Consider the following 12,710-nt stretch of genomic DNA (forward strand, 5'->3'; position numbering starts at 1 on the left):
TAGTACTATATTCCGCACGCCTTACGCCTCTTGTTTTTGACCTGACTCTAACAGGTTGTATTTTTTCAAATAACCACGTAGTTGATGATACGTTAATCCGAGCATTTGTGCAGTTTTCTTTTGATTAAATTGGCTATGTTCTAGCGCTTGTTGTAATAATTCAATTTCAAACTCATTCGACAGCTCTTTTAGATCACATGGGAATGCTACATTTTGCTTGGGTGCCATATTTGTAAGGGGAGACGTAGTTGGTTCTTTTATTGCAGCGTGCTCGGCAATAGGCGCACTAATAGTAGGAGCTTTCACACGTTGTGTTGGTCTAAAAGGGCTTTCAAACGGGTTGAGGATAATTTCGTGTACTGGCAGTTGTTCGCTGCCATGCCTATATAGGCTACGTTCAACCGTATTTTTGAGCTCTCGGATATTGCCGGGCCAGTCATAGCTCATTAGCGCATCAGTTGCTTTGCGAGTAAAGCCACTAAATAAAGACCAGTTTAAGTCTCTAGCCATATTGATGGCAAACTGCTCGGCCAAGAGCATGATATCTTCTTGGCGTGCGCGTAACGGAGGTAAAGTGATCACGTCAAATGCTAAGCGGTCGAGTAGATCATGCCTAAATTCGCCATTGTCAGCGAGTGAAGGTAAGTCTTCATTGGTTGCACAGACCAAGCGTGTATCGACTTTGACTGTACTTTTGCCGCCGACACGCTCAAATTCGCCGTATTCAATGACACGTAGGAGTTTCTCTTGCACCATTGCGGATGTATTGGCGAGTTCATCAAGAAAAAGAGTGCCACCGTTTGCTCGTTCAAACCGCCCTTCATGACGCTTGCTTGCGCCAGTAAACGCGCCACTTTCGTGGCCGAATAGTTCACTCTCTAATAAATTTTCATTTAACGCCGCGCAATTTAGTTTAACGTAATTTTGCTCCCACCTTTCAGAAAGGAAGTGTAGCCGAGCGGCGATGAGCTCTTTACCTGTGCCTCGCTCACCAATAATTAACACCGGCTTCTCTAGAGGGGCCAGTTGTGACACCTTATCTAACACAGTTAAAAAGCTGTCTGATTGACCGAGTAAATTGTCTTGTTGGCGAAATTGGCTCATATTGGCTAACTCTTAGTTATTTTTGCTAAGTGTTAGTGTATTTGATAATTACTGCGAACTAAAGTTTTTTCTGATATGATTTAATCTATTGATATTTATAAGCTTTTATTTTTAAAAAAGTTGGCAAGTTAATTGATACTAGTAATGTAAGCAACTTAAATTTAGAAACTAAAGAGGTAAAGATTATGGGAATTTTCTCACGTTTTGCAGATATCGTTAACTCTAATATCAATGCTATTTTAGATAAAGCTGAAGACCCTGAAAAAATGGTTCGTCTTATTATCCAAGAAATGGAAGATACGTTGGTTGAAGTGCGTTCAACTTCAGCTAAAACGTTAGCAGAGAAGAAAGAGTTAACACGTCGTGTTGGGCAGTTAAATGAAGAAGTTGAACAGTGGCAAAGTAAAGCTGAATTGGCGCTCACTAAGGGTAGAGAAGATTTAGCTCGTTCAGCTTTACTGGAAAAGCAGAAGTCTGCTGATGCGGCTGCAAGTGTTCAAAATGAGTTAGAGCACGTTGAGTCACATATAGAGAAACTGCAACAAGAAGTGGCGACGCTACAAGATAAACTGGCTGATGCTAAAGCACGTCAAAAAGCCATTGTACTTCGTCAACGCTCAGCAGAGTCTCGTTTAGAAGTGAAAAAAGCGCTAGATAGTTCGAAAGTAGAAGATGCTTTAAATCGTTTCGAGCGTTACGAGTCTAAAATTGATGGTCTAGAGTCACAAGTTGAGTCGTATGACTTAGGTAAAAAGAACCTGGCTGACGAGATCGCTGATTTACAGAAAAACGAACAAGTTGATGATGAGTTAGCTGAACTTAAGAAAAAACTTGCTGGTAAATAATTGAGATAAAACGCATCGACTGACCAAGCTGTCGGTGCGAATAACATAGAACAAATAAGTCGCAGGAGTATCGAGTTATGGATCTTGAAGTATTAGTAGCACCAATTATTATTTTTATGCTGGTAGTGGCGCCATTATGGCTTGTACTTCACTATCGCAGTAAGAAACAGGTGAGTCAGGGGTTAAGCGAACATGAACATCGCCAGTTGCTTGAACTTGCAAGTAAAGCTGAAAAGATGGCAGAGCGTGTGGAAACACTAGAAGCAATCCTTGATCAAGAGGCGCCCGAGTGGAGACGTAAAATATGAGCAACATAAAGCGAGAACTTTATAGAGATCCAAAACGAGGAAAGCTGGCAGGCGTTTGTGCGGGGCTCAGTGATTACTTTAACATGGAGTTATGGTTAGTACGCATCTTGTTCATTACTGCAGTGTTGCTATCTGGTGGCCCATTATTTGTTGTTGTATACATTGCTTGTTGGTTCATTTTAGATAAAAAAAGTGATTATGTGACGACCCCTTCAACACATAAAGATGCAGACCCAATTGCAGTCAAATTTAAAGTTTGGCAAAAAGGAGAGCCACCAAGGCAGGCATTATTTGATCTAAAAGAGCGATTAAATCGTTTAGACGATCGAGTTCAATGCATGGAAACATACGTTACCTCTAGCGAATTTACGGTCAGTCGAGAAATTAATAAGTTATAGTTTATCGCACGTGATGTGGCGTTTAATACGCCACGGCTTACTTTGGTTCTGTAACTACGTTGTTCAGGAGTAACACTTAATTTATGAACACCAGACGCTTCAGTAAAGATACTTTTGAGAAACTTAAAAATAAAGCACAAAAAACCCTGCACAGAAGTTTAGATCAACACATTAAGTTAGCTGTCACTGGATTTAGTGGAAGTGGAAAAACGGCATTTATAACGGCATTGATAAAACATTTAACAACCCAAGCAGACAAGCAAAACCTGCCTTTTTTCGATGTTGCTAGAGAGCAAAGACTGATTGCCGTTAAGGCGATTCCGCAACGCGCGTTAGATATTCCCACATTTGATTATAACTGCGCAGTGAACTCTTTATTGGCAAACCCACCTAGCTGGCCTTCCTCTACTCAGCGTATTAACACATTGACACTTGCATTGAAGTTTGAAACACGTAACGCGCTTAAGCAGCACCTTTCACCTATAAGTACGGTTTATCTTGAATTAATTGATTACCCTGGAGAATGGTTGGTTGATTTACCGATGTTAAATCAAGATTATCAAACTTGGAGTAAGGAGGTGCTGACATTATTAAAGCAACCTCAATATATTGATTATGCAAAAGAGTTTTTAACGGCTGTGGGCACTTTCGATAGTGATGCGGTTGTTGATGAAACGATATTGAAAAAATTGTCTGAGCAATATCAAAGGCTACTTTTAAGTTTGAAACATCACACAAAGGTTGCTCAGTTACAACCAGGAAGAATGCTCATTCCCGGCGATTTGGCGGGCGCGCCGATACTGTTGTTTTTTCCATGTGATGGGGTAATGACAGTGAGTGATGAGACTCAGTATATGCATTTGGAAGCGCGTTTTAATGCATACAAGCAGCAGGTTATTGGCCCTTTTTATAAGCAGCACTTTTGCCAATTCGATAGGCAAATAGTGTTAGTTGATATATTAAGTGCTTTAGCTGATGGTCCAGATACTTTGCGAGAGCAAGAGCAGGCATTACGTAACATTGTGGATGTTTTTGATTATGGAAAATCAAATATGTTGAAACGACTGTTCTACCCAAAAATTGACAAAGTTTTATTTGCGGCGAATAAGTGTGACCATGTCAGCTATGAGCAGCAACCACAGCTCGCGAAATTGTTGCATAGTATGGTCCATGAGAAAAGTAATGACTTACGCTTTGCGGGTGTAGAAATAGACACAATGGCTGTTTCTGCAGTACAAAGTACGCAGCAAACTCAAGTTGTTGAATCAGGGAAAACCCTTAATTGTATTGTGGGAAAGCCAATTGATGAGCCCCACCAAATTACATTTTTGCCACCTCAACCTCCCACTCACTGTTTGAGCAAAGAGCAGTGGCCTGAGCAGGGTTTTGATTTTCTTTCTTTTGCCCCTTTGCCTGCAAAGTGTGGAAACTTAAGCCATGTTCGTTTAGATCATGTACTGCAATTTTTACTCGGAGATAAGTTACGATGACTGAGCAAAACGAGTTGCGTGCAGGGCGGCGCATTAAAATAGACAAGGTGCAGCAGCCAGAGCAATTGAAGGATGACTCACTGCTCACGGGTAAGCGTATTGTACAAGCCACATCAGTAGAGATAACACAAGTTGATGAAGCCGAGTCAGCGTTAGATCAAACACTCAAGCCTAAATCGTCAGGAATGAGTATTAAGCGATTGCTGTTTATCGGTTTAATGATTTTGATTGTTATTGAAAGTGTTTACAGCATTGTGGACGCAATTCAACGTTCATGGTTTTTGGGCGGTGTGTACATAGTAGTTTTGCTGCTAGCTTTAATCGTTGTGTTGCGCTTTACAATTGGAGAGTATCGCGCACTGCGATTACTCTCCAATCGCACCAGTACACAAAGTGATGCTTTAAGGCTTTTAAATAGCACTCAAATTGGAGAAGCGCAACAATGGTTGGCGCCGCTACTGACTTTACATACACCCGATGAAGTCCTTGAGTTTAAAGCAAGTATTAAGTCACACCATACTGACAAAGAGGTGTTACAGCTTTATCAAAATACATTACTGAAAAGCCAAGATGAACAAGCTAAAGCGTTAATTAATACACATGCGACGACAAGTGCAATGCTGGTAGCGTTAAGTCCAATGGCATTGTTAGATATGTTGGCGGTATTGTGGCGCGGAGTTCATTTAGTTGAAAAGCTGAGTCAGCATTACGGTATTCCGTTAGGTTATAGAAGTCGGATCACTTTGTATAGATTGTTACTTAAGCAAATGGTTTTTGCTGGCGCTGCGGAGCTTGTATCGGATTTAGCGTCGACAAGTCTTGGAGCTGAGTTATTGACGAAATTGTCAGCTCGCGCAGCACAAGGCTTAAGTGCAGGGGTATTTACAGCTCGGTTAGGGTACAAGGCTATGGAAATATGCCGGCCACTGCCACAACTAGAGCAGAAACCAAGGCTATTAAAGTCGACAATAGAAACAGTATTTACAACGCTGTTAAGTAAGGGAGACAATAAGCCTGCCAGCAAAGAGTGACAACAATTGTATACAAACTGTTGAAGTTAATCTTGCTCAGCTAGCCATCTTACCATCTGGCGTGCTTGTGAATTTTTATTCACTGATTTATTTATTAGGTAAATAAATTCAAGAATAACAACTTAACAGGCAATTTTATGAAGAAGTATCATGACAGCACGCAATGTATTCATGGACCAACCCACTTTGACGACCCACATGGTGCATTGACGGCACCTTTGTATCAAACATCAACCTTCAAATTCAAAGATGCAGCACAGGGAGCAGCTCGTTTTGCTGGGGAAGAGGCCGGTTACATTTACACGCGTTTAGGTAACCCAACTACGACAGAGCTAGAGCAAAAAGTAGCAGCACTAGAAGGCATGGAAAGTGCCGCAGCAACGGCGACCGGAATGGGTGCGGTATCGGCATCAGTTTTGAGCTTTTTAGAGCATGGCGATCATCTCATTGCGTCAAATGCGTTATACGGTTGTAGTTTTGCTCTTTTTTCGCATATGTTACCTAAGTTTGGTATTGACGTTACGTTCGTCGACATGACAGATGAAGCGCAGTTACAGGCCGCGATTCAGCCAAATAGTAAGATGTTGTTTGCAGAAACGCCAATTAATCCAAATATGACAGTACTAGATTTAGCGATGATAGGGCAATTTGCTAAGCAGCATAATTTAATCAGCGTTATTGATAATACATTCTTGACCCCATTGTTACAAAAGCCTAAAGACTTCGGTATTGATATTGTCATTCACAGTGCAACAAAATATTTGAATGGGCATGGAGATGTTGTCGCTGGTGTGGTGTGTGGTTCGCAAGAACATATAGAAGTGATTAAGTTGACGGTACTCAAAGATATTGGCGCAACAATCAGTCCACATGACGCATGGCTGATTAACCGTGGTCTGAAAACACTGGCTGTCCGTATGGCACGCCACTGTGAAAGCGCGCAAAAAGTGGCTGAATTTCTTGAGAAGCATAATAAAGTGAGCCAAGTATTTTATCCTGGATTGCCTTCTCATCCTGGGTATAAGTATTTAGGCGAACAAATGAAAGGGGCTGGTGGCGTTATTGCTTTTGAAATAGTAGGTTCTTTAGCGGATGGAGAATCATTTATCAATGCCACAGAGCTTTGCACGTTAGCTGTAAGTTTAGGTGATCCTGAAACATTAATTCAGCACCCAGCATCTATGACGCATTCACCTTACACCCCAGAAGAACGACAGGCAGCGGGTATTTCGGATGGTTTGATCCGTATATCGATTGGTTTGGAGGATGCAGAAGATATTATTGCTGATCTCGAACTCGCTTTTAACGCTTTTTAGCGTAAATATAAGTTTACTCTAGGTGTTTGTTTATAGCTTTAGATTGAGTGCTGTATTTATTTGTGTACATCTGTGTAATTAATTCATTACAAAACACACATATCTAGCAATGGCGTTATACGCCGTTGCTATTAAACTTTTGCTTACTTTTACATAGTATCGTTGTCACAAGTTAAAGCGCGGCCTTAGATGGCTGTGATAGGTAACAATGAAGGTTTCTATGGCTAAATCGAGCAAATATACTTCTAAGCAACCCGATGAAAATGGTGTGATTGCATGGAGTGACGAAGAGAATAAAATTTGGTCTGAACTAGTAGCACGTCAGCTGCAATGCATCGAAGGCAAAGCCTGTGATGAATACATGGACGGACTAAAAAAAATAAACCTACCACATGATCGTATTCCACAATTGTCAGAACTTAACGAAGTGTTAGGTCAAGAGACTGGCTGGCAAGTTGCGCCAGTACCTGCGCTCATTGATTTTGATGAATTCTTCCGTTTGCTTGCAAATAAGCAGTTTCCAGTTGCAACGTTTATACGTTCACGAGAAGAGTTTGATTATTTACAAGAACCAGATGTGTTCCATGAAATTTTTGGTCATTGTGCAATGTTAACTAACCCCGCATTTGCCGAGTTTACACATAAATATGGTCAGTTGGGTTACGCAGCAGAAAAGAAAGATCGTGGGTATTTAGCGCGATTATATTGGTTTACTGTTGAGTTTGGGCTAATGCAAACGAAAGATGGCCTACGTATATATGGTGGTGGGGTGCTATCAAGCCCAGGTGAAACACAATATGTTTACTCTGGTACGCCAGAAATTCAACCTCTGGACGTGAGTGATGTGTTACGTACGCCGTATCGCATTGATATAATGCAGCCAATCTATTACACGATTAATTCTATCAATGATCTGTTTGATATTTCACAGATGGATATTATGTCATTGGTTGCCAAGGCAAAAGAGTTAGGCTTATTTGAGCCAAAATTTCCACCGAAACAAAAACTAGCAAGTTAAGGATTTTAAATGTCTGATTTAAGTGCACAAAAATGTGAAGCGTGTCGTGCTGATGCGCCTAAAGTGTCAGATGAAGAGTTAGCAGTATTAATAAAACAGATCCCTGATTGGGTACCTGAAGTACGTGATGGGATCATGCAGTTAGAGAGAGTTTTTAAATTTAAAAACTTCAAACTCGCATTAGAATTTACGAATAAGGTTGGCGCAATGGCCGAAGATGAAGGTCATCACCCTGGCTTATTGACTGAGTGGGGCAAAGTGACCGTCACTTGGTGGAGCCATTCTATAAAAGGGTTACACAAAAATGATTTTGTGTGTGCTGCGAAAACAGATGATGTATTTGCCGCACTATAATTTTTGAATAATCCATCTCTTAGGTTATTTTAAAAAGCGCTATGTGAAGTATTCAAATAAAGAAATACTTCATCAAGCGCTTTTTTTTGGCTTATGCCAGACGAGCTGTTGATCAGTCGTCTATTGAGCGTAATAGTGCATTAATCCCGACTTTTTCACGCGTTTGTTGGTCTACTTTCTTAACGATGATTGCTGCATATAAGCTATGGGAACCATCTTTACTCGGTAGAGAGCCTGGAACTACAACGGCGCCCGCTGGTACGCGTCCGTAATGCACTTCGCCTGTTTCACGGTCATAAATGCGGGTACTTTGAGAAATGTATACACCCATTGAAATGACCGCACCTTCTTCAACAATCACACCTTCAACGATTTCTGAACGTGCACCAATGAAGCAGTTGTCTTCAATGATCGTTGGATTTGCTTGTAAAGGCTCTAATACCCCGCCGATGCCAACGCCGCCAGATAGATGTACATTTTTACCTATTTGCGCACATGAGCCAACAGTAGCCCATGTATCGACCATAGTGCCTTCATCGACATACGCGCCAATGTTGACATATGAAGGCATGAGTACCACATTTTTGCCAACAAAGCTGCCTTGACGAGCTACTGCGTTTGGTACAACACGCATGCCACCTTGGCGAAATTGCTCGGGGGTATAATCGCTGAACTTTAACGGTACTTTGTCGTAGAATTGATTCACACCGTCATTCATAGGCTGGTTGTCACGAATTCTAAATGACAACAATACGGCTTTTTTTAACCACTGATGAACAACCCACTCACCACTTACTTTTTCAGCAACTCTTGCTGCGCCTGAATCCAATAAGCCCAAAGATTGGATTATTGCGTTGTACACTTCTTCTGAAACTTGGCTTGGTGAGATCCCGTCTCTTTGCTCCCAAGCTTGCTCAATAATGCTCTTTAAATCAGACATAGTTTCCTCTTTACTCTGTTTCTGCATTTAATTTTTTCATCAAGTCACGATGTAATGCTGCTTTGTGCTCTTCTGCAAGAGCTTGATAGTCTGCGTTTGATATTACAAAGAAATCTTCGGCTCGTTCCCCTACCGTTGTAATTCTTGCCGCGTGAATATGTAATGAATTAGCTTGAAAAACCTCAGCTATTTTTGTCAGTAGGCCAGGTATATCTATGGCCTGAATTTCAATGAGATTACGGTTTACTCGGGCGTGGGGGCGTACAATGACTTTTGGTTTAATATTAAAGTCTTTGAATCGATGAGAACGGTTCTTTTTAGTCCGAATTTTTTTCTTTGGATCTTTTAATATTGCTTCTAAGCCACGGCGTATAGAGTTCGCACGGCTCCCGCTCATAGGGTCGCCACTGACTTCTAATATAACAAAATTGTACACGACAGAATTATCTTTGGTCGTCATGACCTGAGCGTGTTGTATTTGTGCTTTCTTAGAGCCAATAACGGTAAGTAATTTTGCAAATAAATTGGCATTGTATGGACTGTAAACAAAAACCTGTGTACCACCATGCATTGCTTTTTCGCCTACCACAACACAAGATGCATTTAGATCGTTGGTTTTTAGTAAATGCTCACTGTGCCAAGAGATTTGTTGTTCACTGAAGGCGGTAAAATAGTTTGCTTTAAATCGAGACCAAATAAGGTCTATTTTTTCTTCCTCATATTCTAAATTAATGAGTCTTTGTTTTGCTTGTTTCTTTTTATCTCGAATTTGATCCCGCATATCCATTGGGTTTTCAAGACCTAGCCTTAGAGCGTGCTGAGAGTGTAAATAAAGCTCACGGAGTAAGGTGTTTTTCCAATCATTCCAGAGGTTATCATTGGTTGCGCGAATATCAGCAACTGTTAAGCAATATAAGTAATCGAGTTGGCGCTCATTTTTTACAATTGAAGCAAACTCAGCAATCACATCAGGGTCATTAATATCTTTGCGTTGTGCCGTTACAGACATTAATAGGTGGTTGGCCACTAACCAAGATACTAATCGCGCATCTGAGTTGGTGAAACCGTGCACTTTACAAAAAGCGAGTGCATCAACAGCGCCAAGTTCAGAGTGGTCTCCACCACGTCCTTTAGCAATGTCATGAAAAATTGCTGCCAAGTAAAGCAATTCAGGCTTGTCCATTCGCGTGATAATTTCGCTGCAAATAGGGAATTCTTTTTTACGGTCTTTTTCAGTGTAAAGGTAGATATTATTGATGAGTTTATGGGTATGTTCATCAACGGTATAGGCATGGAATAAGTCAAACTGCATTTGGCCAAAAATATTACGCCATTGTGGTAAATAGGCTGCAATTAGACCATGCTTATGCATCAAGGTGAATGCTCTTCCCATGCCATTAGGGTGTTTAATTAAACGTAAGAAAGCATCTCGGCATCCCGCATAGTCTTGTAGGTCACCCAGCAATCTGCGGCGTACCTGACGCATTGTTCTAATGGTACTTGGTTCGATACTTGTGATTTCAGGGTGCTCTGCAATATGTTCAAATAATACAAAGAGTTGTTCCCTACGGAAAAAAACAGAGGGATTTTTTACCCCTATTTTATTTCCGATTCGTTCGAAATTTTCATCAAGGGAGACAGCTGTACGCTCCAATTGATCCGGTAAAATACTCTGTTCAAAATACGACAATAGCATTTGATTCATTTCACGAACGCGGCTCATGATCCTGAACAACCGCTTCATCATACGCTCAACCGATGCTTTCCCCTCAGAGCCAAAACCAAGAATTTCAGCAGCATGGGGTTGATAATCAAAAAGCAGCCTATTTTCACTTCGACCTGCTGCTAAATGCAGCGCAAAACGAATGTTCCATAAATTTTCTAAGCACTCAAGAAGCTCTTGATATTCTTCGTGTGTTAAATAACCATGATTGATTAACTCTTCAAGAGTTTCGGCGTGAAAGTGCTTTTTAGCAACCCAGAAAATGGTTTGTACATCTCTCAATCCGCCAGGGTTTTCTTTAATATTTGGCTCTAGGTTGTAAGCCGTACCGTGGCACTTTCTGTGTCGAACTTTTTGCTCATCAACTTTTGCGAGAAAGAAGTCAGCAGATTGCCAAATAGGGGTCTCCACAATATGACTTCTGAGTCTTTCAAATTCAACATGATTACCACAGATTAGACGGCTTTCGAGTAGACTCGTAGTGAAGTGTACATCTTGTTTTTTTTGGTCAAGCACCTGTTCGTGCGTGCGTACACTGTGGCCAATTTCTAGATTTAGATCCCAAAGTAGGGTGACAAACTGCTCAAGTGCAGAGGTCATAGTTGCATTTGGAGTGTCATTAACAAGCAATAAAAAATCAATATCAGAGTAAGGGTGTAATTCCCCTCGACCATAGCCGCCGACGGCAATGAGGGCTAACTCAGGATAACGAGCTAAGCCAGTATCATTGAATAACTTTATCAGCAGTCTATCAATAAACTCTGCGCGAGAGTTGATCAGGTTACGAACTGGTTGTTTCGAAAACTCATTGCTAAGCCACTTATAAAAGTAAGCGGCACAATCTTTTAAGTCACACAGTTGCTCTGCATTATCGAGCAGTGTTTTTACTTTATTAGGCAATGCCACAACAGGCTCCCTGCATCTTATTCTTGGTGGGTGCTAAGGGTTAAATTGATCTGAATAGTCTATTCAAGCTCAATACCATCGCAAAGGTATTGAGCTTAGCTTACTGACTTGAGCACAAAGGGCAACGCTTGATTGCCATTTTTTGCTTTGTTTTTAGCTTCGTGAGCAAAGCACCGACAGAGCTTTACTCAGCGAAGATTTTACAGCGAAGCATTTATTATTGTGCTGGATGTTCAATAATTTTGTCGATCGTATCATCGTTGCGGTGAGTTAAGATCTCAACACCATTGTCAGTGACAAGTAGTGTGTGTTCCCACTGGGCTGAAAGGCTTCGGTCTTTCGTTACAACCGTCCAATTGTCTTTTAGCACTTTACATTGACGCTTACCCGCATTAACCATAGGCTCAATGGTTAAACACATCCCTGCTTTTAATGTTTCACCAGTGCCCGCTTTACCGTAATGCATGACTTGCGGTTCTTCGTGGAACTCGGCGCCAATACCATGACCGCAATATTCGCGAACGATTGAGTAATTAAAGCCTTCTGCGTATTTTTGAATTGCAGCACCTAGGTCACCCAAACGCACGCCAGGTTTTACCATTTTGATCGCGAGATACAAACTTTCTTGTGTGATTTCAGCAAGGCGTTTACCTTGGATGTTTGGGGTTCCGACATGAAACATTTTCGATGTGTCGCCATGATAACCATCTTTGATAACGGTAATATCGATATTGACACTGTCACCGTCTTTCAGCGCTTTGTCATTTGGGATACCATGACAAATTACGTGATTAACAGACGTACAAATTGATTTTGGGAAACCATGATAATTAAGTGGAGCAGGAATGCCTTGTTGCTCGTTAATGATGTAATCATGACAAATTGTATTTAGCTCGTCTGTTGTGACCCCTGGCTTCACAAAAGGCTCTATCATTTCTAGTACTTCTGCCGCTAAACGCCCAGCAATACGCATCTTTTCGATCTCATCAGGGGTTTTAATCACTGCACTCATTCAGACTCCAAGTCGGTTATTTTAAGTTTATTTCAACGCACAATTTTTATACTGATTGTTGAGTTCTGTTATTTTATATGGTATAAAGCGCGCCGTCTTTTTACAAATTTATCTTAGAGATGTTTGTATTTAAGGCAACCACAATTTTATTTTAACACACACACATATCGACACATACACTTGGGTGCATGTCTTAGTAAAATACTGAACATGTTGGTGCTATGGGATATGTGGAGGCTTAACCCTAACTAACTTAGAGGAAATT

12 protein-coding genes are annotated in these 12,710 nt (G+C 41.0%); 8 read left to right on the forward strand and 4 right to left on the reverse strand.

The window, feature by feature from the left end; translation table 11 throughout:
- Positions 1 to 21: 21 nt before the first annotated feature.
- Positions 22 to 1,104: a phage shock protein operon transcriptional activator gene (gene pspF, locus J8M01_RS03240; RefSeq protein WP_192508281.1), complete on the reverse strand. Its 1,083-nt coding sequence runs from the start codon at positions 1,102 to 1,104 to the stop codon at positions 22 to 24.
- Positions 1,105 to 1,289: 185 nt separating this feature from the next.
- On the opposite strand from pspF, the gene pspA reads away from it, so the two are divergent.
- The 8 genes from pspA to J8M01_RS03280 all read left to right on the forward strand — a co-directional run bounded on the left by pspA (position 1,290) and on the right by J8M01_RS03280 (position 7,864).
- The gene (gene pspA, locus J8M01_RS03245) at positions 1,290 to 1,949 is read left to right on the forward strand and encodes a phage shock protein PspA (protein WP_210995512.1); all 660 of its coding nucleotides are present in this window, start codon (positions 1,290 to 1,292) and stop codon (positions 1,947 to 1,949) included.
- Positions 1,950 to 2,026: 77 nt separating this feature from the next.
- Positions 2,027 to 2,257 carry an envelope stress response membrane protein PspB gene (gene pspB, locus J8M01_RS03250; RefSeq protein ID WP_192508279.1) on the forward strand — a complete coding sequence of 77 codons (231 nt, stop codon included), beginning with the start codon at positions 2,027 to 2,029 and terminating at the stop codon, positions 2,255 to 2,257.
- Positions 2,254 to 2,655, forward strand: coding sequence for an envelope stress response membrane protein PspC (gene pspC / locus J8M01_RS03255; protein WP_192508278.1), 402 nt, complete (start codon positions 2,254 to 2,256; stop codon positions 2,653 to 2,655). The genes pspB and pspC overlap by 4 nt, the downstream gene beginning before the upstream one ends.
- Positions 2,656 to 2,738: 83 nt before the next feature.
- Positions 2,739 to 4,145 (forward strand): YcjX family protein, encoded by a 1,407-nt coding sequence (locus J8M01_RS03260; RefSeq protein ID WP_211056980.1) that lies wholly within the window; start codon positions 2,739 to 2,741, stop codon positions 4,143 to 4,145.
- Positions 4,142 to 5,176: a TIGR01620 family protein gene (locus J8M01_RS03265; RefSeq protein WP_211056981.1), complete on the forward strand. Its 1,035-nt coding sequence runs from the start codon at positions 4,142 to 4,144 to the stop codon at positions 5,174 to 5,176. The genes J8M01_RS03260 and J8M01_RS03265 overlap by 4 nt, the downstream gene beginning before the upstream one ends.
- Before the next feature lie 137 nt (positions 5,177 to 5,313).
- A complete protein-coding gene (megL, locus tag J8M01_RS03270) occupies positions 5,314 to 6,492 on the forward strand; it encodes a methionine gamma-lyase (protein WP_211056982.1) in 1,179 nt (392 codons plus the stop codon).
- Positions 6,493 to 6,712: 220 nt separating this feature from the next.
- The gene (gene phhA / locus J8M01_RS03275) at positions 6,713 to 7,510 is read left to right on the forward strand and encodes a phenylalanine 4-monooxygenase (RefSeq protein ID WP_192508274.1); all 798 of its coding nucleotides are present in this window, start codon (positions 6,713 to 6,715) and stop codon (positions 7,508 to 7,510) included.
- A 9-nt stretch (positions 7,511 to 7,519) separates the two neighbouring features.
- Positions 7,520 to 7,864 carry a 4a-hydroxytetrahydrobiopterin dehydratase gene (locus J8M01_RS03280; RefSeq protein WP_010361619.1) on the forward strand — a complete coding sequence of 115 codons (345 nt, stop codon included), beginning with the start codon at positions 7,520 to 7,522 and terminating at the stop codon, positions 7,862 to 7,864.
- Between the two features lie 112 nt (positions 7,865 to 7,976).
- Here the strand turns inward: J8M01_RS03280 and dapD are convergent, their stop codons facing one another.
- The 3 genes from dapD to map form a co-directional block, all read right to left on the reverse strand.
- Entirely contained in the window at positions 7,977 to 8,804 is an 828-nt protein-coding gene (dapD, locus tag J8M01_RS03285) for a 2,3,4,5-tetrahydropyridine-2,6-dicarboxylate N-succinyltransferase (protein ID WP_211056983.1), read from the reverse strand.
- Between the two features lie 10 nt (positions 8,805 to 8,814).
- Positions 8,815 to 11,433 (reverse strand): [protein-PII] uridylyltransferase, encoded by a 2,619-nt coding sequence (glnD, locus tag J8M01_RS03290; protein WP_211047747.1) that lies wholly within the window; start codon positions 11,431 to 11,433, stop codon positions 8,815 to 8,817.
- A gap of 217 nt (positions 11,434 to 11,650) precedes the next feature.
- Complete coding sequence (gene map, locus J8M01_RS03295; RefSeq protein WP_192508270.1) at positions 11,651 to 12,445, reverse strand: type I methionyl aminopeptidase; 795 nt, start codon at positions 12,443 to 12,445, stop codon at positions 11,651 to 11,653.
- Between the last annotated feature and the right edge of the window lie 265 nt (positions 12,446 to 12,710).

Source organism: Pseudoalteromonas sp. MMG005, from assembly GCF_018101015.1.
Classification (GTDB): Bacteria; Pseudomonadota; Gammaproteobacteria; order Enterobacterales; family Alteromonadaceae; genus Pseudoalteromonas; species Pseudoalteromonas aurantia.